This is a genomic window from Micromonospora sp. NPDC047521, assembly GCF_055587305.1.
In genome coordinates, this window is the sequence record NZ_JBVJGN010000008.1 from 1 (window position 1) to 22,685 (window position 22,685).

General features: G+C 68.0%; 17 protein-coding genes. 5 read left to right on the forward strand and 12 right to left on the reverse strand.

The genetic code is table 11. The features are described 5' to 3' along the window. From ACZ6N8_RS18670 to ACZ6N8_RS18700, 7 genes are all read right to left on the reverse strand, one after another. Positions 1-3,309 (reverse strand): amino acid adenylation domain-containing protein (locus ACZ6N8_RS18670; protein ID WP_466011417.1); only part of this gene is annotated, 3,309 nt, incomplete at its 3' end. Positions 3,310-3,331: 22 nt separating this feature from the next. Beyond that, entirely contained in the window at positions 3,332-4,360 is a 1,029-nt protein-coding gene (gene sbnB, locus ACZ6N8_RS18675) for a 2,3-diaminopropionate biosynthesis protein SbnB (protein WP_466011419.1), read from the reverse strand. Continuing rightward, entirely contained in the window at positions 4,357-5,355 is a 999-nt protein-coding gene (sbnA, locus tag ACZ6N8_RS18680) for a 2,3-diaminopropionate biosynthesis protein SbnA (protein ID WP_466011421.1), read from the reverse strand. The genes sbnB and sbnA overlap by 4 nt, the downstream gene beginning before the upstream one ends. A gap of 29 nt (positions 5,356-5,384) precedes the next feature. Beyond that, positions 5,385-5,654 (reverse strand): phosphopantetheine-binding protein, encoded by a 270-nt coding sequence (locus ACZ6N8_RS18685; protein ID WP_466011422.1) that lies wholly within the window; start codon positions 5,652-5,654, stop codon positions 5,385-5,387. After that, positions 5,644-6,786, reverse strand: a complete 1,143-nt coding sequence (locus tag ACZ6N8_RS18690; RefSeq protein WP_466011424.1) for an acyl-CoA dehydrogenase family protein — start codon at positions 6,784-6,786, stop codon at positions 5,644-5,646. Before ACZ6N8_RS18690 ends, ACZ6N8_RS18685 begins: the two co-directional genes overlap by 11 nt. After that, on the reverse strand, positions 6,783-7,616 hold the full coding sequence (locus ACZ6N8_RS18695) for an acyl-CoA dehydrogenase family protein (RefSeq protein WP_466011425.1): 834 nt from the start codon (positions 7,614-7,616) through the stop codon (positions 6,783-6,785). Before ACZ6N8_RS18695 ends, ACZ6N8_RS18690 begins: the two co-directional genes overlap by 4 nt. Further along, complete coding sequence (locus tag ACZ6N8_RS18700; RefSeq protein ID WP_466011427.1) at positions 7,613-7,822, reverse strand: MbtH family protein; 210 nt, start codon at positions 7,820-7,822, stop codon at positions 7,613-7,615. The genes ACZ6N8_RS18695 and ACZ6N8_RS18700 overlap by 4 nt, the downstream gene beginning before the upstream one ends. Positions 7,823-7,993: 171 nt before the next feature. On the opposite strand from ACZ6N8_RS18700, the gene ACZ6N8_RS18705 reads away from it, so the two are divergent. After that, entirely contained in the window at positions 7,994-9,757 is a 1,764-nt protein-coding gene (locus tag ACZ6N8_RS18705) for a fatty acyl-AMP ligase (protein WP_466011428.1), read from the forward strand. Between the two features lie 106 nt (positions 9,758-9,863). Here the strand turns inward: ACZ6N8_RS18705 and ACZ6N8_RS18710 are convergent, their stop codons facing one another. From ACZ6N8_RS18710 to ACZ6N8_RS18720, 3 genes are all read right to left on the reverse strand, one after another. Next, positions 9,864-11,033 (reverse strand): DICT sensory domain-containing protein, encoded by a 1,170-nt coding sequence (locus ACZ6N8_RS18710; RefSeq protein ID WP_466011429.1) that lies wholly within the window; start codon positions 11,031-11,033, stop codon positions 9,864-9,866. A 379-nt stretch (positions 11,034-11,412) separates the two neighbouring features. Then, entirely contained in the window at positions 11,413-12,990 is a 1,578-nt protein-coding gene (locus tag ACZ6N8_RS18715) for a condensation domain-containing protein (protein WP_466011430.1), read from the reverse strand. Positions 12,991-13,098: 108 nt separating this feature from the next. Further along, positions 13,099-14,361, reverse strand: coding sequence for a glycosyltransferase family 4 protein (locus ACZ6N8_RS18720; protein ID WP_466011432.1), 1,263 nt, complete (start codon positions 14,359-14,361; stop codon positions 13,099-13,101). A gap of 1,094 nt (positions 14,362-15,455) precedes the next feature. Between ACZ6N8_RS18720 and ACZ6N8_RS18725 the strand changes: the two genes are divergently transcribed. The 4 genes from ACZ6N8_RS18725 to ACZ6N8_RS18740 all read left to right on the forward strand — a co-directional run bounded on the left by ACZ6N8_RS18725 (position 15,456) and on the right by ACZ6N8_RS18740 (position 20,663). After that, entirely contained in the window at positions 15,456-16,364 is a 909-nt protein-coding gene (locus ACZ6N8_RS18725) for a 4-(cytidine 5'-diphospho)-2-C-methyl-D-erythritol kinase (protein WP_466011434.1), read from the forward strand. After that, entirely contained in the window at positions 16,246-17,568 is a 1,323-nt protein-coding gene (locus ACZ6N8_RS18730; RefSeq protein ID WP_466011435.1) for a condensation domain-containing protein, read from the forward strand. The genes ACZ6N8_RS18725 and ACZ6N8_RS18730 overlap by 119 nt, the downstream gene beginning before the upstream one ends. A gap of 508 nt (positions 17,569-18,076) precedes the next feature. Further along, positions 18,077-19,117, forward strand: a complete 1,041-nt coding sequence (locus tag ACZ6N8_RS18735) for a serine hydrolase domain-containing protein (protein WP_466011437.1) — start codon at positions 18,077-18,079, stop codon at positions 19,115-19,117. Between the two features lie 514 nt (positions 19,118-19,631). Beyond that, the gene (locus ACZ6N8_RS18740) at positions 19,632-20,663 is read left to right on the forward strand and encodes an LLM class flavin-dependent oxidoreductase (RefSeq protein WP_466011438.1); all 1,032 of its coding nucleotides are present in this window, start codon (positions 19,632-19,634) and stop codon (positions 20,661-20,663) included. 128 nt (positions 20,664-20,791) lie between these two features. Here the strand turns inward: ACZ6N8_RS18740 and ACZ6N8_RS18745 are convergent, their stop codons facing one another. Beyond that, complete coding sequence (locus ACZ6N8_RS18745; protein WP_466011440.1) at positions 20,792-21,289, reverse strand: flavin reductase family protein; 498 nt, start codon at positions 21,287-21,289, stop codon at positions 20,792-20,794. A 55-nt stretch (positions 21,290-21,344) separates the two neighbouring features. Continuing rightward, on the reverse strand, positions 21,345-22,451 hold the full coding sequence (locus ACZ6N8_RS18750; RefSeq protein WP_466011442.1) for a citrate synthase 2: 1,107 nt from the start codon (positions 22,449-22,451) through the stop codon (positions 21,345-21,347). Positions 22,452-22,685: the final 234 nt, after the last annotated feature.

Sequence of the window (22,685 nt, forward strand, 5' to 3'; positions counted from 1 at the left end):
CGTCCGCAAACTCTCGTGCCGCGCCACCACATCACCCAACGCCGCCCGCAACGCCACCACATCCAACGCCCCACGCAGCCGGATCTGGCCGGGAAGGTGGTAGCCGGCGGGTTCTCCGCCGAGTCGGTTGGTGATCCACAGCCGTTGCTGGGCGAACGACGCCGGCAGGTCGTCGGGCCGCCGGCGCGCCACGAGTGCCGGCTGCCCACCTGTGGCGCTCTCCAGCGCGCGAGTGACGGTGGCGGGCGTGCCACCCTCGAACACGGCGCGCAGGTGAAGGTCGACACCGAAGACGACGCGCAGGCGGCTGACCAGCCGGGTGGCGAGCAGCGAATGCCCGCCCAGTTCGAAGAACCCGTCGTCGACGCCGACCCGGGGCACACCCAGAACGTCGGCGAACACGCCGCAGACGATCTCTTCGGCCACCGAGGTGGCATGCCGGCCGGACTCCTGGACGGTGACGACGGGTGCGGGTAACGCGCGACGGTCGACCTTGCCGCTCGGCAGCAGGGGCAGCGCGCCGAGCACGGTGATCGCCGACGGTACGAGATAGCGGGGCAGGCGCTCGACGGCGTGTTGGCGCAGTTCAGCCGCGCTGGCACGGGCGGCGTCGGCCACCACGTAGGCGGCCATCCGGGTGTCGCCCGGCGTTGGCTCCCACTTGACCACCAGGGCGTCCTGCACCGCCTCGTGGCCACGAAGGACCTCCTCGACCTCGGCGGGTTCGACCCGAATGCCCCTTATCTTCATCTGATGGTCGGACCGGCCGAGGAACGCCAACTTCCCGTCCGGCCGGCGGACCCCGACGTCCCCCGTCCGGTACATGCGTGATCCCGGTGTGCCGTGCGGGTCGGCGACGAAGGCTCCGGCGGTCTTGACCGGGTCGCCGAGGTAGCCACGTGCGAGGCCGGGGCCGGCGATGTACAACTGGCCGGGCACGCCGGGCAGGACGGGCCGAAGATCGTCATCGAGCAGATACACCCGGTAGTTGGCGATCGGCACGCCGATGGGCACGGTCTCGCCGTCGGCGTCCTCGCTCGTGCACGTGTGGCAGGTGGCGTCGATCGATGCCTCGGTGGGACCCCACTGGTTGTGCAGAAGGGTGCCGCGGGAGCCGAGCTGTTGGTCGAAGAGCCGGACCAGGTCGGGCCGCAGGGCGTCACCGCTGGAGACCACGTGCCGCAGCGCCGTCAGCCCGTCTCGGTCGGCACCGGCCACCTCGTGCAGAAACAACTCCAGCACCCCGGGCACGAACTGGATAACCGCCACCCGGTCACGGACCGCGGTCTGCAGGATCGCGCGAGGATCCCGGTGCATCGCCGGGGCGAGCATGGTCACCACGCCGCCGACCATCAGCGGCCAGAACAGCTCGACCGCGGAATCGTCGAAGCTGAGAACGGTCTTGTGCAGGACCACCTCGCCGGGACGCAGCCGGTGCGCGTCCTGCATCCACCGCATTCGGTTAACCCACCCGGCGTGGGTGCTGGCGACTCCCTTCGGTCGACCAGTGGAGCCGGAGGTGTAGTAGACGGAGACCAGATGGTCCGGCTCCACACGGACGGCGGGCCGGGTGTCGGGCAGATCCGCCGCGACGTTCTGTGCCACCTCAACCTCGGTCACGCAGGTCGCCGCAGTGGCATCCATGAGCAACTGTTCGGCACGGCGCCAGGGCACGTCCGGGTCGATCGGCACGAAGCACCCGCCGGCCTTGAGCACGCCGAGCAGCCCCACGACCAGAGCGGCGGAGCGGTCGATCCACACACCGACCCGGGTGTCGGCGGTGATCCCGTCGCGGATCAGCTGATGGGCCACCCGGTTCGCGGCCCGGTCCACCTCGAGATAGGTCATCCGCTCGTCACCGTCGATCAGGGCCGTGGCGTCCGGAGTGCGGTCCACCTGGTCCTCGAAGAGTTCGTGCAGGAGGCGGGCGGGTCCAAGATCCTTCACGGTGCCGCGTCCCGCGTCCGCCAGCAGGCTGCGATCATCGTCGTCAAGCAGGGTGAGGGCCGAGATCCGATCGTCGCCCTCCAGCGACGCTGCGCAGGTCAGGGCTGCGGTCAGGCCGTCGGCGAGGCGCCGTGACTGCTGCGCGGAGTACCGCCCCGGGTTCGCGTCGACCTCCACCTGCAGGCCGCCGCCGGACGGGTAGACCACGAAGGCCAGGTCGTCGACCGGTCCGCTGCTGAGCCGATGGATGACCGCAGGGCTTCCGGCGAAGTCCAGGTCGAGGTCGAAGGCGAGCACGTTGACGATCGGGCCGTACGTGGGCGAGTCGCCGCCGTGGTCGCGGGTGATCTCCTCCGTCCGGTAGCGCTGGTGCCGCAGGGCGGCGCGCATCGCGTGGGACGTATCGGTGACCAGTTCGGCCATCGTCCGCCGGGCACCCGCAGCCAGGCGCAGGGGTACGACGTTGGACGTCATGGCCGGGACCGTCCGGCTGTGCGCCGTGGTCCGACCGGTGGTCTCCATCCCGAGCACCACCTCGGCGGAACCTGTGCGGCGCTGCACGTACGCCCCGATCAGGGCGGTCACCAGCACGGGCCACGCCACGCGCAGCCGCCGTGCCGCACCGCGTAGGTTGTCCCATCCCGCCTCCGGGAGCCGTGCACGTGCCTGGTGCAGGGAGTCGCCGTCGCGTGTCGGCCCGGTGCTGAGGGTCAGCGGCTGGGGCGGGTCGGCGAGGACCTGGTGCCAGTACCGACGGTCGTCGGCGTGGGCAGATGACGACCGGTACCGCTGGTCCTCGTCGAGCAGGGCATCAAGCGATCCGAACTGGGCATCGACCTCGTCCCGGCCGCTGGCGAGCTCTCCGTAGGCCTCGGCCACCCGGCGCATGACCAGGCTTCCGCCGAAGGCGTCCAGGACCACGTGGTGGACTCGGACGTACCAGAAGTAGCGGTCACCGGCAAGGCGCAACAGCGCGTGCCCGAACAGCGGCCCCTGCTCGGCCCCGATCGGTTCGTCCAGGTCCGCACGCATCCAGCGCCTGGCGGAGCCGGCCGGGTCGCGTTCGCCCCGCAGGTCGACGTACCGCAGGGCATACGACGGCTGTGCCGGTTCCTGCACAGGTCCGTCCGCGTCGTGGCTGATGCTCACGTTGAGCGCCTCGCACCCGGCGAGCACCTGCTCGGCGGCTCGCGCCAGGAGGGCGGGGTCGAGCGGCCCGGTGATGTCGGCGTACTGGGCGATGGAGAGCAGCGGGCTGGGGGCGTCGAGGTGCTCGGCCAGCCAGACGCCGAACTGCGCCAGGGACAGAGGCCTGGCCGTGGCCACGGTTCGCGGAACCGGAGTGTGGACCGTGTCGCGCATCATCGTGCTCCTGAGGGGTGATCTACCGGGCGGTGGCAGGGTCGGTCCAGCGTTCGACGCTGTCGAAGAAGCCGGGTACCGGGTGAGTCGTCCCGCGGCTCAGCGCGGTGTCGTAGACGTACTGCCCGACGGCGAGGTCGAGGACCCCGAGCCCGAACGGGGAGAAGATCTTGGGCTTACGGTCGGTCAGGGCGATCTCGCCGCGCAGGAGCTGGGCGAGGGTGCCGTCGACGAAGTCGCGGTGGCCGAGTTCCTGCTCCGCCAGGTGCGGCGAAGTGTTGGCCTTCAGGCAGTGGTCGACGTCATCCAGCACGTTGTGAGCGGCTGCGATGAGGCCGGGACCGAGGTCGCGCAGAGACACGTTGAGCACTGTCTGCTCCGAACGGAAGATTCCCGCTCGGCTCACGTACGGCACGGCCGCCGTGGTGGCGAAGACGACTATGTCACCGGCGGCGATCGCCTCGTCGAGGTCACTCACCCGGCGGGACCGGTCGCCGTTCGCGTCGATGTGAGCGACCAAGCGGTCCGCGTAGTCGTCCGCGAGGTCGTGCACGACGTATTCGCCGACCCGCCAGTCCAAGCGCTGCAGGAAGTCGACGATCGTCCGGGCGATGACGCCGGCACCGACGACCGTGACCGTCCGGGCCTGCTGCCCACCGGTGAGGGTCTGCGCGGCGAGTACTGCGGACGCGGCAGTGCGCGCGGCACTGATCCGGGCCGCCTCGAGGCACGCGTACGGGTAACCGGTGCGGGCGTCGTTGAGCAGCAACACCGCCGAGGCCCGCTGCAGGTTCTCCTCGATGTTGCCCGGAAAACTCGAGATCCACTTCAGCCCGGCGACACCTCGACGTCCGCGGATCGCGGCGGGCAGCGCGATGATCCGGGCCTCCGGACGGTCCGGGAACCGCAAGAAGTAGCTGTCCGGGTTCACCGTCTCGCCGTCGTGGTGGCGCAGGTAGGTCTCGCGGACCAGGTCCAGGACCGGTCGATGGGCACCGTCGAGGATCTCCTTGATGGTCGCCCCGTCGATCACATCGAAGCCGGGCCTCATACGAACTCCTCCTTGCGCCGCGGCATCGGCAGGCTCGGATCGGCAAGCGCCTCGCTTGCCGCACCGAAGGTCCTGCGGACCCAGTCGTCGTCATAGACCGTGCGTAGGTAGCGCTGGCCCAGGTCCGGCGCGATGGCGACCACCGTCGACCCGGCGTCGACCCCGGGGTAGCTGCGCACGGCGGCCAACACCGAACCCGTGGAGCCGCCGGCGACCAGCCCGGTGGCACGAGCCAGCCAGCGGCAGCCGCGAACGGCGTCCACCTCGTCGACCAGCACCACGTCGTCCACCAGGCCCGGGCGGCAGAGTTCGGGCCGCCGGCTCGTGCCGATACCGGGGATGTGGCGACGGCCGGGAGCGCCGCCGAACGTGACCGATCCCTTGGCGTCCACGGCGATCAGCCGGGTGGCCGGCGAGTACCGGCGGAAGTACGACGAGCAGCCCACGAGCGTTCCTGTGGTGCCGGCCCCGATGAACAGGTAGTCGACCGATTCCAGCTCGCGCAGGATGGCCGCGGCAGTGGTACGCGTGTGAACAGCCGCGCCGGACGGGTTGGCGTACTGGTTGAGCCAGACCAGCCCCGGGTCGTCGACGAGCCGCCGCTTGATGTACTCGATCCGGCTGCCGAGGTATCCGCCGTTGGCGTCCCGCCGACCGACGACGATCACCTCGGTCCCGATCGACCGCATCAGGCGGATGCTGTCGGCAGAGGTGTTGGGGTCGCAGACACAGGTGAATCGGTAACCCTTGGCGGTACTGATCAGGCCGACGGCAACGCCGAGATTTCCCGAGGACGATTCGATGATCCGGCCGCCGGGCTTCAGCCTGCCCTCGCGCTCCAGGTTCTCGACCAGCCCTCGGGCGGTCTTCATCTTGATGGATCCCGCAGGGTTCAGCCCTTCGATCTTCAGATACAGATCGCAGTCGTCCATGACGCCGCCGACCGCGAGGAACACGTCGTCGGGCACGATGTCGTATGCCTGGTGGTAGATCATCTGTCACCCCTGCTTGCCGAGGCCCGGTATCAGGCGTGCGCCGACTGGACACGCCCCAGGACGTCGGCCACGAGGTCACCGACGGAGTTGCACCTGTACACGTCCTCGGCGGGGATCCGGGTGCCGACGATCTGCTCCAGTCGGTCGACGACGACCATCAGCGCCAGCGAGTCGAGGGCCAGCGCCAGCATGGGGGTGTCCAACCGGATGCCGTCGACATCGATGTCGGCCAGTTCAGAGGGCGACAGCGAATCGCGAAGGGCGGTACGGAGCGCGGTCAGTAAGTCCTCAGTGGTCATCTGTCACTCCTAGTCGAGAGGTTCGGGCATAGCGGGGCACGAGGCCCGCTGCGTACATTTCGCGCATCGTCTCCGAGCTGCCGGCGAAGACACTGAGCACGCGAGCGTCTCGGTACAGCCGGGCCAGGAGGGCGTGGTCGTGGTAGGCAGCCGGCCCGGCCACCTCCATGCAGCGGCGGATGACCCGCTGATAGAGGTTGGGCATCATGAACTTGGCCACGGCTGCGGATTGCCGCACCTGATCGCCCGCGTCGACGGCGTTGACGAGGCCATCGGTGTAGGCCAGCCCCGCCTCGACCTCGGTGAACAGCGCGCACAGGTCGCGGTCGGCGCCGGCCGTGTGGCGCAGGCAGGCCCGCGCCCCGGCCAGGGAGCCGATCGCCGTCAGGAGACGTTCGTTGACGAGCTTGGCGCTGACGTCCGGGAAGCCGCGGTTGGGCTTTCCGAGCAGGGCATCCTCGGACACCAGACAGGAGTCGAGCTCGAACAGGCCGGTGGGCGAGCTGCGCATACCCATCTTGTCCAGGCTTTCCACCAGCCGGAAACCCGGATGAGCGGTGTCGAGTAGGAACATCGACATGCCCAGCGCGCCACGCTCCGGCTCGGTACGCGCGAGGACCACCAGGAAGTCGGCGACCGGCGCGTTGGTGATGAACATCTTCCGTCCCCGCAGCACCCATCCGCCGCTGGTACGGGTCGCCGTGGTGTGAATCGATCCCATGAGGTCGGAGCCCCCGGACGGTTCGGTGATCGCTATGCCGCAGATCAGGTCACCGCGCACGGCCGGGCGCAGGTACCGCTCCCTCTGTTCGGGGGTGCCGAACTCTGCGATCAGGGGCAGTACGGTGTGCGACTGGGCGAGCAGGCTCGTCATCTGCGCCAGCAGACCGTGCTCGGCGAGCGCCGTGACCAGTGCGGCCGAGTGACGCATCGGCAGCCCTTGGCCGCCGAGGTCCCGCGGGACGCGATGACCAGTGAGCCCAGCCGTCGCCATGGCCGTGAACGCGGACCGGGGCATCGTCTCGGTGCGCTCCCAGTCGTCGATGTAGGGCAGCACCTGATCCTGAATGAACGCGTCCGCGCTCGTCCGGAAAGCCTTCACCGTCGGTCCGGCAAGGTGCACGGTCGTCACGACGACGCTCCTTCGCTGGTCATGCGGCGCCCCACCGCGGCGTACAGCAGGTCCGTCCGGCCGAGCAGGAGGCTCAGCACCGCACCGTCGCGGAAGGCCGTCGAGACCGGATATGTGTCGAGGAAGCCGCGGCCCCCGCAGAACTGGGCGCAGGTCTGCACGGCGTCGGCGACCAACCGCGCCACGAGCACGGCTACCGACGCGGACGCCGACGCCCGGCGTTCGTCGGGCTCCACCCGGGCGGCGGCCAGGTGCGCGCGGCTGATCTCGACGCGTGCCGCCACGTCGGCGAGTTGGTGCCGGACCACCTGCTGGTTGATCAGCCGGCCGCCGGCGAACGGCCGGTTGATCACATAACTGAAGGCCTCACCGACTGCCCGATCGGACAGGTCCAGTGCCTCCTCGGCGAGGCGGAGCCGAGCGTCGGCCAATAGGCCGGCAATGATGACGGCATCGGCCGGCACCGTCCCGGCCTCGCGAATCGTGACGCCGGCGAGGTCGATGTTGGCGACCGTGAGGTCGTCCAGTCCGACATACCGGCGCCGTTCGATCAGGACACCAGGCGCGTCCAGCGGCACCTGCGCGAAACAGATCTGGTCGGCAGCCGGCGCGCTGGTCTCGACCAGGAGCGTGCGCGCGTCAGCGGTCAGCGGGACCTCGCGCACCTGCCCCGTCACGGTCGAGGACTCCCCGGTGACCCAGCCGGAGACCCCGAAGAGGCCCTGGCTGCGCAACTCGCCCAGCACCACCGGGCCGACACCCGGATCGGCCGGCGCCACCCGGTCACGCAGCTCGGCGGCAAGCCCGGTCCAGACGTCGATGACGGTCATCGGCCGACAGCCTTGACGAGACTGCGTGGCCGGATGTCCGTCCAGTGTCGCTCGACGTAGTCGAGGCATGCCTGCCGCGCGTCCGGGCCGTGGACCCGGTCCCATCCGGCGGGTACGTCGATCGTCGACGGCCACAGGCTGTGCTGACCCTCGGCGTTCACCAGCACCAGGTGCTCGATCTCGTCGTCATCAAAGGGATTTCCCATGACGGACTCCTTTCGTCGGTGCGGTCCGCTGTCCACTCTTCCGACCCAGTGCACATGGAACGCACATGGTGGCGATTGGCGCGTTGACCGGCGGCCGCGAGCGCGGCTAGCTTCATGACTCGCAGGCCCAGCGACGTTTACGAAAACCCGAGACAAGGGAACGGTGAATCGATGGAGATCGTCAGCCGCATCAGAAATCAGGCCGGGAATGATCCGCATTCTCCCGCCCTGACTGTCGTCGACGACGCCGGCAACGAAATGACGATGGACTACGCGGAACTGGACCGGGCCGCGCGCTCCCGGGCCGCCTGGTTGGCCCGCCGGCACCGCCCAGGCGATCGCGTCATGCTGCTGCACTCATCAAACAAGGAATTCGCCTGCAGCTTCCTCGGCTGCCTCTACGCTGGCCTGATCGCGGTGCCGGCGCCGGCCCCCGAGGGTCGCGCCCATCACCTCAACCGGACCGGATCCATCGTCCGCGACTGTGGGGCGGTGCAGGTTCTGACCGACGAATCGCACATCGCAATCGTCGATGAATGGCTCGAGAGTGACGGGTTGGGCGCTGTCGCCCGCGACGCCACCGACACGACTGAATTTCCCGATCCGGCTGACTGGTCATTTCCTGAGGGGGATCTCGAAACCGTCGCGTTCCTGCAGTACACATCCGGTTCCGTGAGCGATCCCAAGGGAGTCGTGGTCACGCACGGGAATCTCGCGGCCAATCTCCGTAGTCTGAGCCGACACTGGGCCCTGGCCGACCGAAGTGTGATCGGCGGGTGGCTGCCGATGTACCACGACATGGGCCTGATCGGCATTCTTCTGCTGCCCATGTTCATCGGCGGGCGATCGGTCCAGATGACGGCGGCCACCTTCCTGCGCCGGCCGATTCGATGGTTGGAGATGGTGGACCGACATGCGATGACGCTCTCGCCCGCCCCCAACTTCGCCTACGACTACTGCACCCGACGAGTCACCGACGAGGAGATCGCTGGGCTGGACCTCTCACGGTGGACCGTCGCCGCGAACGGCGCCGAACCGATCTCCGCGATGACACTCAACCGCTTCGCCAAGCGCTTTGCTCCAACCGGCTTCCGGATGGAACAGTTCGGCGCGTGCTACGGGATGGCGGAGGCGACCCTCTTCATCACCGGCGTACCCAACGGCCAGGCACCACGGATGTGGAACGTTGACGCGGACCAGCTGGCTCACGACCGGCTGGTGCCCGCGGCCGGAACCGGGTGGACGCTCGTCAGCAGCGGCGACGCCCCCCGCAGCAACCCCGATATCGACCTCCGGGTAGTCGACCCCATCACACTCGAGTCGCTACCGGACGGGCACGTCGGCGAGTTGTGGATCCGCGGCGCCACCGTCGCCAGCGGCTACTGGAACCGCGCCGACCTCAACGCCGAGACGTTCGACGTGTCGACCCACGACGGTGAACAGGGCTTCTGCCGCACCGGCGACCTGGGGGCGATCGCCGACGGTCAGCTGTACGTCACCGGCCGGCTGAAGGAGATGCTGATCGTGCGCGGCCGTAACATCTACCCGCAGGACATCGAGCATGCGGCCCGGGAGGTCGAACAGCTGGGTGCCCGCAGCGCGGCCTTCACCCTCGACCTCCACGACGACCAGGTCGTGCTCGTACAGGAGATCAAACCCAGCATGGTCGACGCGGCCGACCTGCCGGAGCACGCCGCCCGGATCCGGCGAATGGCACGCACCACCTTCGGCATCACGGAACTCAGCGTTGTCTACGTGCGGCCCGGCGGAGTGCCCGTCACCACCAGCGGCAAGATCCGCCGACGGTGGATCCGCAGCGAGTTCATGGCCGGCCGCCTCACGGCGCTGCACTCCGAGCTGAGCCCGGCGCTACAGGCCTTGCCTGGTCAGGTGGTGTCGGGTTCGAGGGGCAGGCCCAGGGCTCAGGCACGGTAGCCATCGGCCCGTTCAGCCGGCCTTCGAAGGCCATCTCGAAGGCGTTCAGGTTGTCACCGGTGAGCGAGTCGGGCCGCTTGCGAGGCGTACGACCACGGCGGGCTGATCATGGCGTTTGGGCTGGTTCGGGTGCCGGGGTGGAGACCCCGGCTCGGCCGACACCGGCTGGCACCAGGGCGGGCTCCGACGCCACTGTGGCCAGCGGCACCCCCTGCTCCACCGCCCACGACAGGGCGTGCCTGACGTCGGCCACCGGCAGCGGTCGGCGGGCGGTCACCGAGACGGCGGCGTGCACGTCGAACGCGACGAACGGGTACGAGCGGGCCAACCCGGCGACGCCCTCCCGGACCCGGTCGGCCACCCCGATCGCCTGATCCTCGCTGAGCGAGGGCAGCACCAAGAGGTACTCGTGCTCGGCCAGCCGGACGGCCCGGTCGCTGGGGCGCAACGCCGCGGTGAGCACGCCGAGCACGGCCTGCGCCTCCCGAGCGGCGCTGCGCCGGCCGAACCGCTCCGGCGCCCCGGCCGGCTCGGCCACCCGGACCGCGACCAGCGCCACCGGCAGGATGCCGGACGCGGTGGTCCCGTCCAGGCCGGTCCATCGCCGCATCGCTGCGTCGTCAAGCAGCGCGGCCGGCTGCGCGGACACCTCATCGGGCCGTCGGGTGGAGTCGAGCGCAATTCGGGACCGCTCCGCACGCCGTACCAACAGGCGGACCGCCGCCTCGCCTCGCGCCTCGCCGGGCGTCGCCGGCAGCTCACGGCACCGACCCAGCACGTCGTCGAGCACCAGCAGCGCGGCCCGGGGCAGCCGGTCGCCGAGTTGCCCGCGCAACCGGACCATCTCGTGCAGCGCGTCGTCCCGGCGGAAGCTCCACCCGCCGTCGAAGAGCCGCCCGGCCTCGAGCGTCGCTGCCCTGGGCTCCACCTCCATGCGGTCGTGCGCCACCAGCACCGCGCCGAACCGCGGCGTGAGTACCAGCACCGACCACTCCCGAGCCAGCGGCTCCGCCTCGTCCAAAAGCACGCCGTACGCGCCCTGCGGCAGCGCGGGCGGAGTGGGGCCAACCATCCCGATCACGGTGACCGCCGCGGTCGCCGCGATGCGTTGGTAGAGCGCGCTCTCCCGTTCGAAGTACGGCATCCGCTGAAAGAGCGCTGCGACTACGGTGGGGCCGTCCTCGGCGGGCGCCAAGGCCGCCCGCTCGATCGCGTGCGAGACAGCGACGAGGTTGGCCTTGGTCAACCGCTCGGGTGCGGGTCCACTCTGCAGCACCGCGTAAGCCTAACCGCCCTCTTGGCGCAGTCGCCGCGACGATACGATCCCGCGTCGACGGTCGCCCGTCCTGCGGCTTGCCTGATGGCCGGGCCGGGCAGTCGGCGTGCTGGCGCGCCGCGGACAGTCAGACGGTCCGAAGAACACCAAGGCGTCTCGGTCGGTCGGTAGGTGGTCGTTAAGTTCTTCGACGAGTTCGAGCCAGTGCGACGGAGGGCTGGCTCCCAGGGGCGGTCCTCCTTTCCCGCCGTACGCATGATTCAGAGGTAAGTTCCGCGCGGCGCGGGGCGTTGGGAGCGGGACGGGAGAGAGCCAGCGCCGGTCCAGGGGAAGCAACAGAGAACCCGTGTGGCCCGCGCTGGTTGCCGGTACGAGTTGGTCAAGGGCGTGCTCGTTCTGCGTTATGTACCGATCGCTTACTGCGGCGCGGAAGGGCGGCGACGAGTTCGCCGATCGGTGTGTCGAGTGCGGTGGGAGCGATGTTCACCAGGGATAGGAAGTCCGCACAGATGGCCGAGATCAACTGCGAGGGCCAGTAATCGCAGCCGTAGTAGCCGGTGACGCGGGGGTTTTCGCCGGTGGCGACCACGTCGAAGATGGCGTTTCCCCCGGTGAGCGGGTACGCCTTGTCGGGGAGTTCCTCGACAAGCAGGTCCTGCCACCGGCTGGTTCGGGGCGCGGCATTGGACATGAGGTAGAAGGCGGGAGATGCGGCGGCGGTACGCAAGTCCTCTGGGCGGATCGCCTCGCCGCGTAGTAGCTCGGCGATCTGCGTGTGCGGAAGTGTGCTGTGCCGCAGATCGCTCACGAACTGGTGAAGGACGGCCTGCCAATAGTGTCTCAGCGGTACGGCCGCGTCGATGTTCAACGTGACCTGCAACCCGTGGGCGAACCATCCCACCGAATCCTCGTACCCGGGGGCGCGGTTGGCGATCGGCGTGACGATCGGGACCGATCCGGACCTTGTCGATGCATCGATGGCCAAGGCCAGGATCGACATGACGGTCATGTGAGGCGTCAGACCCAGTGATCGAGCCGCGGCCAGGGTTGCATGCAGCACGTCCGGCGGGATCACGAACGTCTGGGTGGCCGCGGGGCTAGGGCGGCCCACGTCCCTCCAGCCCGGAACATGGATGGCACCAAAGTCGCGGCCGTCCGGCTGCTGACGTCTCCAGTAGCTGACGTCCAGCTCGGAATGCTGCCTGAGGTACTGTCGCTGTTCGTCCATGAATCGTAGGAAGGACATGTCCTCCAACTGTGCCGCCGCAGCTCCAGCCGAGTAAAGCGAGCCGAGTTCGGCGGTGAGGATGTTGAGGGATTCGGCGTCGCACACGAGATGCTCGACGAGCACCGCTACCAGATGGACATCCTCGGCGGTGCGCATGACCATGACGCGCATGAGCGGGGAATCGGTGAAGTCGAAGCCTTCTTCGAGTATCCGATCAATCAGATCCTCGGCAATCCTGAGCACCGCCGTACCGTGCGCCCGGAGATCGTGATAGATCACGGGCGCTGCCACTCGCGGAACGACAAAAATCTTTGGTGACTCGTATCCGAAGTCGACTTCCATTCGAAGGGCGGCATGACGGTCGATCAGGCGTTGGTAGGCGACCTCAACCCTATGTCCGTCGAACGGGCCGGTGAGGCGCAGCACGTGGCAGAGCACCTTCGCCGCAGGTAGGCGCTGCCACTGCGCCAGTCTTTTCTCCTGTAGGAGTGAAACGGTCCTCGGCTGGTGACCTAGTTGGTTAGCGGCACCGTCGCTCGGCTGAAGGGTCGACCGCTGCGCAAGTTGTTCGGCGAGTGCGCGGGCAGTGCCCCATGTGTAGAGGTCCGCAAGCGACACGGGCAGACCGGCGTCGCGCTTCAAGCACCGCACAGAGCGGGCCGCCTGCAACGAGTCGGCTCCGGCCTCGAACAAATCGGTGTCTTCCGTCATGGCGTCATTGCCGCTCATCTGCCGGAACACACCGAGTATCAGATCTGACATGTCGTGGTGGGATCTCGGCCCTGAAGGTATTGGTTCCATGTCAAACGCTCCACATTCCTGGGCGGGGGAGTGGGGTCATGGGGTTACGCGCGTCAGTCCTGCGCCCGACGCGACCCGTGCCTCCTGATAGACGTCCCAGTACTGAGACGCGACGCTCGACCAGCTGTGCGTCTGACGGACATACCGAACCGCGTTCGCTCCTCGGCGACGTATCTCGGCAGGGACCGACAGGGCATCGCGCATCGTCCGGGTCAAATCCTGCTCATCGTCCGGGCGGACCAGCCAGCCCGTCGCCGCCCTTCCCTCCGGCTGCACGATGTCGAGCGGCCCGCCGGAGGACGAGGCGATCACCGGTACGCCGGTGGCCATCGCTTCCAGGTAGACCAAACCGAACGGCTCGTTCACGGCCGGTGCAACCATCACATCGGCGCCGGCGAGCCCGGTGCGCAGGTCGTCATGACCACGCCAGCCGGTGAAGTACACGTCGTCGAGAAGGTTCAACCGCGACGCCGTCTCGTACGGGTGCTCACCCTGCCACTCCCCGGGGTAGCCGCCCCAGACGATCAAAGCCGGATCGACGTCGGTCGAGCGGCGCAGTTCAGCGAAGGCGCGGATCAGCAACGGCAGTCTTTTGAAAGCGAGGAATCGACCCACGAACATCAAGATCGGCCGCAGGCTTCCATCCGACAAACGCAGCCGAGCGATGTCTTCTGGACGGTAGCGGACGCTTCCCTCCTGCCCGCCGGGTTTCCAGCCCCGTGGTTGCTCCACGAGCCAACGGTTGAGGTGTGTGAGGAACTCATTCGGGCTCCTCGCGAGTGGAGTGAAGGTCCCGGTGTCCACGCCGTTGGCGATGTACACCAGGGACGGACCCGTCGTCCCCAGGAGTTCGCGCACCTGCGCCTCGTCGTGTCGAGAGGTCGTCACGATGCTCGATGAGGATCTCGCATAGGAGCGCATGGCTCGAACCCAGTGCTCTGCGTACCTCCAACTGTCCCATTGTCCCGTGGAGAGCAGTTCTTCCTCCGACTCCGACAGACCGTGCTCGACTGCGAGTGTGCCAACGAGCTGAGCGCGGTTCGGTCCGGCCTGCTCAAGTTGCGCGGCCAGCCTCGCCACGGAACGACCGAGCCGGCTTGCCAATCGGGCCCGTTCGAGAGCACCCCGAAACATCATGAGTTCAGGACCGTGCAGCGTCGTGACCGTTGCGCCACTGGGCCGTACCTGCGCTGCCGCGGCATGCAGCGGCGTGAGGTGATGGAGGTGAACGACGTCAGCGGCCGGTAGATCGTGTCTGTGGAAGTGGCTGGCCCAGAAGTGCGTCAGCCGGTCCGCCATCGGCGGCGACACCGCGCAGAACAGACGTTCGGGCGACCCCGGCCGATCCTGGAACGCGGGAGACAGCGGGACCGACGACAACAGAGGGTCCTGACCCGCTGTGGCATCTTCTACGGCCTGCGAGTAGTCGGCTGGATGGCACCGGATGTCTCGGAAAAAGCGAACGGCGAACGACGGGTGTTCGGCACTGCCGAGTGAGCCCACGTAGAGATGGTTCTCCGTATCGCGGTGGCGCTCAAGAGCTGGAAGCAGATATCGGAGGACCTGAGCTGACCCGCCTCTTGGATAGAAAATGGAAGCCGAATCAATTCGGACTCCCCCGTTTAGCACGTGTGCTCCTACCTGGCCGGCATTCGGGACAGCTACCTCGGCCATGGTGAAACGGAGGGCCTGCGTGACATTGTATGCGCTGCGTCGTGGCCCCCGTAGCTCCGACGTAGAGATCAGTACACTAGCCAGCCGAGGGGTTCTGCACAAGACCGCGGCCTATGCGTTCTACCGTGGGCCGGGAAGTGGACGCGGTCTTGTGGGGCACTTCCCTGACTAAGGTCCTGAACTCAACGTCGGAGCTACGGGGGCCACGACGGAATTCCAGTGGGATCGCGTGTGCCCCTCGATCCAACCCACATCACGTTCGTGCTGTGGGCTCGTCGAGGTAGGAGCATGCGTGCCCAATGGAGGTCATTCGCCCAGCGAGTCGCGGCCCCGGCAATCGAGATTGCTCAGGCAACCGGACCTACCCTCCGTCCACTTCCTTTTCGCTCCGGCCGGACGCCTACGCATGAGTCGGCACGGTGGCAAGTCCCAGCTGATTCCTCATTCGCGCCGCACCCCGTCCGGGCAGTGGCATCCACTGCGGTTCGGGACACCGCACCGTCAGCATCCACTGAGCCTGACGGGAGCGCCGTCCTGTAGTCCAGGGCCCACGGAGTGAACGTGACTGCCGCTTCACAGTCCCCTCCGGTGGTCATCGACGCTCTTTGCGGTTCACACCGGTCGGTGACAGTCGCCGCCCCTGGCAAGGTGAACCTGCAGCTGTCGATAGGGGGGTCCGGCCGGATGGTTACCATCAGATCCTCACCATTTTCCAGGCCGTGTCGCTGCATGACGACATCGTCGTCCGTCCTGCGGACGGGCTGCGGGTGACCTCCGAGGGGGTCACCCGTCCGAACATGCCGCTCGACAGCAGTAACCTCGCGGCGAGAGCCGCCGAGCTGCTCGCGTTCAAAGCGGGGATCGCCCCGAACGTTCACCTGCACATCCGCAAGCGTGTGCCAATCGCGGGCGGGATGGCGGGAGGCAGCGCGGATGCGGCGGCCGCGCTGCTGGCCTGCGACAGGTTGTGGGGGATCAGACTGTCGGCGGAGGACATGCTGGAGCTCGCCGTGGAGCTGGGCAGCGACGTACCGTTCACCTTGGTCGGGGGGACCGCGGTCGGCGCCGGTCGGGGAGAGCGGCTGCAGCCGGTGACGACCAGCGGAACGTACCACTGGGTTTTCGCTTTCGACCGGCAGGGTCTGGCCACCCCGAGGGTTTACGAGGAGCACGACCGTCTCCGATCCAGGTGCCCACCATCTGATCTGTGTGTTTCCTCAGACTTGCTGGATGCGCTAGCGGAGGGGGACGCGCGCCGAGTAGGACGGGCGTTGCGCAACGACGCCGAGGAGACTGTGTACAGCTTGCGGCCGGAGCTGCGAAGGACGATCGACGCGGGTCGCTCCGCTGGAGTGCTCGGTGCGGTGGTGGCTGGCACCGGCCCCACCTGCGCATTTCTCGTTAGTGACCGGAAGGCTGGGCGACGCCTCGTCTCACTTTTGTCCGGCATCGGGTGCCCAGCGCAGTACGCCTACGGTCCGGTGGCGGGTCCACTCACAGAACATTCTCATGCGGAAGGGCATCGAGTTGGTCCACGTCGAACGGCCAGCGCAGACGACCCCAGTGACGGCGTCCTGGATCCAGCGGCACAGGCTCGGGCAGATCGTCCGGGAGAATCGCTCGGGTGACCACAACCCGCACTACGCGGTCTGGTTCGTCGAGCTCGAAGGGCACCTGGTCGTGCCGGCGCTCAACGACGCGTGGCTTGAGCTCCAGCGTCGCTACCCCACGTTGTTGTGCGGCTTCGACGCCGATCGCGGACTCTGGAACGTCGGCGAGCCGGCCGAGCCGACTCCGTTGCACATGTGCGGCGCTGAGGGCGGGCGGGCGATCGTCGAAACTGCGGTGCGGGCTCCCTTCGACGTCACCTCCGGGCCGCTCTGCCGCTTCGTCCTCGCGCAGGTGCGACCCGAGGTTCATCTTGCTGCCATGGTGGTGGATCATCTTGCCTGCGATGCGTGGTCCATGGATCGGCTCACCGCCGAGCTGGGCCAGCTCTACGCCGCCTACCTGTCGCCCCTTGACCGACATGAGCTGCCGCCACCTGGTCCGTCGTACGCCGCGTACGCCCAGCGGGAGAACGTGTACCTGGACTCGCCGCAGGGGCAGCGCGACATCGCCGCTGCCCTAGCCGCCGTCGAGCCTCTGGGCGTGGTGCCGGACATCGCCATCCCGGGTTTCACGGGCCGGCGAGAGATCGACTACACCCGTCAGGGGCAATTCGTCGGCCGCATCGAGGCGGAAGAAGCGACACGATTGACGCTCTTGGCCCGCACGTCGGGACTGACCATGGCCGCGTTGCTGGGAGCCGCCATGCATATGGCGCTTGCGACATTGTCGGGGGCCACCCACGTCGGCACACCGGTCATCACCAGCAACCGACGCTGTACGGAGGACTTCGGCGTCGTCGGTTGGGTGGCAACCAAGTTCGTGCTGACCTCGCAGCCGCTCTCGTACGCCTGCGGTGACTACCTGCGCCACTTTCGCGAGCAGTTCTACCGGGCACTGCGGGCACCGGCCGTGTCGTGGCAGCGGCTTCTCTTCGAACAGCATCCTGGGTCGTTCGGCAGCTTCAGCAACACCCCGTACGTGACCTTCAACGCGATCGACCGATCGTCCAGCGGACGAGACTGGACCTTCTCGGGGCTCACCGCCAAGGAGTTGCCGATCCGCCTCGGGGGGCGTGACGACTCAATCAAGGCGGACTGGGTCATCTCCGACGGGGTGGACGTCTCAATCGATTTTAAGTCCGACTGGTACAGCTACGACGATATCGGCATGCTCTGGTCCGCCGTCCGGGATGTCCATCAGCGATGGCTGTCCGGCATGTGATGGCTTACCGCTGGGTGGAGGGTTGTCCCGTCGCCCGTCGCCCGTCGCCCGTCGCCCGTCGTATCGATCGCCGGGAGTGGTAGTGATCGAGGCCGGTCCACGCCCACGACTGACGGGCCAGGCCATCGGGCCGCAGGGGTGGTCCGAGTTGAAGAGTGGTGCCGAAGCGCTGGTAGCGCGCGGCGCACCCGCTCGAACCCGACCATCCAGGGTTCGGCCGGCGAGGCGCCTGCCCGGGGGCGGGAATGCGCCCGTTCACCTGCGGACCCGACCCGGTGGTCTCGCCGCCGGACACACCGTCGGCAAACTCCTACGGGACATGGCCGCCCCACCAGCGCGCGCCCCGACACGACGCGCCGTTCCGCCGCACGCCGCAGACCACGGGTTCGTGTCCATCTGCGCGGAACTGGGGTTGTCGAACCGGCCGGTCAACGCCTCACAGACCTCCCTGATCCTGGACTGAGTCGCATCGTGGCGATCGGCAGCCCGTGCTGTGACACTCCTTGGCATGTCTTTTGTGTCCGTGAACAAGCAGGAACTGCGACGGGTCGTTCGGGAGTTCGCTGCCCACTGGACGAGTGAGGCCGTGGACATCGAGAGCTACCTCGCCGCGCAGGTCGACGACGAAACTCACCGTGAGGTGGTCGGCCCTCTGCTTGCGGCGAGCGGGGCCAGTGGAGTCGTCCGGGTCGGGGGTCAGGAGGCCGCCGTATGGGGTGACCCGACGGTCCCCGAGATGGCGTTCAGCGTCACCAAGTCGGTCGTTTCCGTCGTGGCCGGAGTGGCGTTCGACGACGGCCTGCTGGTGCCCGACCAGCCCGTCCATCAAGTTGTCGATGTTCCGGAGTTCCGCGGTCCGCGCAACGAACTCATCACCTGGCGGCACCTGCTCCAGCAGTCCAGCCAGTGGGAGGGAGCGCTCTGGGGAAAGCCCAGCAGTGTCGATGCGCAGAGCTTCCGCGAGGGGACCGAGGTGCACGGCACACCGCCGGGCGCGGGCTGGGCCTACAACGACGTGCGAATGAACCTGCTCACCTACGCCCTCACGCTGCTGATGCGCAGGTCGCTGCCCGAGGTGCTGCGCGAGCGAGTCATGATCCCGATCGGCACCTCGGACAGGTGGTCCTGGCACGGCTACCGGACCAGCGTCGTGGAGATCGATGGCCGCCCGACCGAGGTGGTCTCCGGCGGCGCGCACTGGGGCGGGGGACTCTTCATCGCGGCGAGAGACCTGGCCCTGATCGGGCAGCTCTTCCTCAATGGAGGAACCTGGGCGGCGACGCGAGTGCTGAGCTCAGAGTGGATCCACAGGTCGTGGGCCCCTGGCCCGGTCAAACACGAGTACGGCTACCTCTGGTGGCTCAACGACGAGCGGATCCCGTGGCCAGGAGCCCCGAGCACCGGCCGTAGCGCCCGGGGCAACGGCGGACGACACCTGCTCTGGGTGGATCCGGCGCGGGAACTGGTCATCGCCTCCCACTGGACCGAGGATCCGCTCGGCCTTGTTCGTCGGGTGTCGGAGACTGTCACCGCCTCCCGAGGGTGCTGATTGGTCGCGCTGCTACGAGGTCGACAGCACCGTCGAATCCTGACCCAGATGATGCCGCAGGTCTCCGTGGACATCCCGCCTACCTCATGTGCGTGACGGCCTGATTCCGTCCGTGCGCCCTCGCCGACCGGTGCGCAATTGTTCAGCGGCGCGCACGATCGCGAAACACCGAGGGTGGCCCGGGCGCTCGAGCCTGGACCGCCGCAGGCGGTGGACCTAGATATTGATCTCCGGTAGTGTCGGGTCGAGGCGACGCCGCCTGACGAGCGGCAGCCGACGGGATGGTACGCCACGCTCGCCGAGGAGTTCCGACGGCGACCGGTCGGAGTGGTCAGGTTCCGCCGGCCATGGCGTCGGTCATCAGATGTGTCCAGCCGTGTCAGGGATTCGCCGGCGGCGCGGCACCTGATGTGAACGGGGGACACGTGACACTGCCCGCAAGAATATCGACCAACCGTAGTGGAAGCCGTTGGCTTCGACTGGTCACCGTGATGATGGCGAGGCCTCGTCGAGGATGGTGACTGTCTACACGACGTGCCCCTCCTCCACCGACCGACCGGCCGAGGAGTTTCGCCGCCAGATGCTCGATGTGGCCGCCTGGACTGAGTCGGCCGGATGCCGGGGGTTGCTCGTCTACACCGACAACACACTTGTCGACCCCTGGCTAGCCGCCCAGGCCATCGTCACGCATACCGAACGGCTGGTGCCGCTCGTCGCGGTCCAACCGGTCTACATGCACCCTTACAGCGTGGTGCGGATGGTCAGCTCTATTGGCTTTCTGAGTGGTCGGCAGGTCGACCTGAACCTCGTCACAGGGGGCTTCGCCGGACACCTGAGGGCACTCGGCGACGACCTCGATCATGACGAACGCTACCTGCGGTTGGTGCGGTACGGAACCGTCATCCGACGGTTGCTCACCGAAAGTCTGCCGGTCAGCGATGCGGGCGCGCACTACTCGTTGCGTGGCGCGAGCGTACAGCCCCCACTGAACCCGGCGATGCTGCCGACCATCTTCGTGTCCGGTTCGTCGGAGGCCTGCCGACGAGCGAGCAAGGAGTTGGACGTCGCCCGGCTGTCATACCCGCAGCCTATCGACGAGTACGTCGAGGGCCGATCCGTGATCGGTGACGGCATCCGCATCGGGATCATCGCTCGGGACACCAGCGCTGCCGCCTGGCAGGTGGCCCACCAGCGGTTCCCGCCGGACCGCAGTGGGGAGCGCCTGCACGACCTGGCGAACCGCTTCGTCGAATCGCACTGGCACCGGGACCTTTCGGCCGAGGCGTCAGTCTCCAGTGGGCCGCAGGGCGCTTACTGGCTCTACCCGTTTCGTACGTACAAAACCTTCTGTCCCTATCTGGTAGGAAGCTACGCGGAGGTGTCCGAATTCCTGGCGCGCTACCTGGCGCTCGGGGTTACCGCACTCATCCTTGACGTGCCGGCCGAGGCGGAGGACCTGGATCAAGCAATGGCCTGCATCTCCGCTGCCGAGCAGTTGGCGCGGCGTCCGGAGCCGGTGTCCGCGCTCGCCGACAGGTCGCGCTGACCCAACTCACTCTTCTGCCGGTGCCCGTTCCCGGACTGTGTCGACAGGGCACCGGCAGAAGAGGAAGCGACTCGGTGCCGAGATGTTGCGCTTACCAGGATGGGGTTGTACCGACCACCACGGTGGGCTCACGCCCCAGCGTGCTCCGAGCGCCGTTCGAGGGCCGTGTAGCTGCCCTGGTGGTAGAGGAGGGGCATGCCCTCGTCGATGCCCGCCCGTAACGGTCGAGCGAGCACGATCGCCTGGCTGCCGGCCACGACATGCTCGTACACCTGGCACTCCAGCCAGCCCAGCACTCCCTTGAGCAAGGGGGTCCCGAAAGCTCCCGGCTGCCAGCCGGGGAGGGCGAACCGGTCGATGCCGCTGGCGGCGAAGTTGCGCGCCACCTCAGTTTGGTCGTCCCGGAGCAGGTTGACCGCCACGTGGGTGGCCGTCCGCAAGGCTGGCCAGCAGGAACTGGCTAGAGCCGCGCAGAAGGAGACGACCGGAGGATCGAGAGAGACAGACGTCAGCGACGTGGCGGTGAATCCGGCCGGTGGGCGTCCTGCGATCGTCACTACAGCTACGGTCGCCGCGTGATGCCGGAACAACGTCCGGAGAGCGGCTGGCATCGTCCCGTGATCCATCAGGATTTCCTTCCTGCCGGGGGTCGGCGGGATCCGCGGCCCAGTGCGCGCGGTCTCAGCACGTCCGGCAGCTGAGGTCCCACCCTCGGACGTCCTGCGGGGAGCGCGGGTCAGGGCCGACGTAGTGCGCGGACGGGCGTACCAGGCGGCCCAGCTTCTTCTGCTCCAAGATGTGTGCGCTCCAGCCGGCAACGCGCGCGCAGGTGAAGACGGAAGTGAACATGTGGGCCGGCACCTGGGCGAAGTCGAGCACGACCGCCGCCCAGAACTCGACGTTGGTGGGCAGCACTCGGTCGGGGTAGCGGTTGCGCAACTCTTCGAGGGCTGCCTTTTCCAGTGCCTCGGCAACCTCGTAACGAGGGGCGGCGAGCTCTTTGGCGGTACGGCGCAGCACACGCGCACGCGGATCCTCAGCGCGGTAGACCCGGTGGCCGAAGCCCATCAGCCGCTCGCCGCGATCCAGGACGCCCTGCACATAGCCCACCGGGTCGCCAGAGCGCTCCACCGTCTCGATCATCTGGAGCACCCGGGTAGGTGCTGAACCGTGCAGCGGACCGGAAAGCGCGCCGATCCCGGCCGAGATGCAGGCCGCCACATCGGCCCCGGTAGAGGCGACCACGCGGGCTGCGAAAGTGGAGGCGTTCATGCCGTGTTCGGCCGCCGAGATGAAGTAGGCATCGACCGCCATCACGTGGCGGGGGTCTGGCTCGCCGCGCCAGCGCTTCATGAACCGCTCTACCACGGTCGTCGCCTTGTCGATTTCCCGCTGTGGGACCGCCGGCAGGCCCAGGCCGCGGGCCGACTGCGCGACGAATGACATGGCGGTCACCGAGACGCGGGCCAGATCCTCACGGGCTTGCGCGTCGGAGATGTCGAGTAACTGCCCCAACCCCCAGTAGGGCGCCAGCATGGCGACCGCCGACTGTACGTCGACCCGGATGTCACCCGAGTGCACGGGCACCGGAAAGGGCTCCGCGGGCGGCAGCCCGGGGCCGAACTCGCCGTCGACCAGTAGACCCCAGACGTTGCCAAAGGAGATCTTGCCGATCAGGTCCTCGATGTCGACACCGCGGTAGCGCAGCGAACCGCCGTCACGGTCGGGCTCGGCGATCATTGTCTCGAATGCGACCACGCCTTCGAGTCCCGGTTTGAACCCCGTCATTCGGCTCTCCTCATCGTGCCACATCGCATCCGTAAGGTAGTCGCAGCCTACCTGCGGATCACTACCGTGAATGAGGTGACCTGCGCCTCACGAGCCGACTCGCGACCGTCGGCTTGCCGGTGGGCCGCGTGCTCTGGTGCTACCCGGGGGGGGGCGTGGCGGATGACCGGTCTGGATGTATTCGGTGAGGTCAACGCCCCCGGCTGACCGGAGACCCGCCGACTGGGTCGGCAG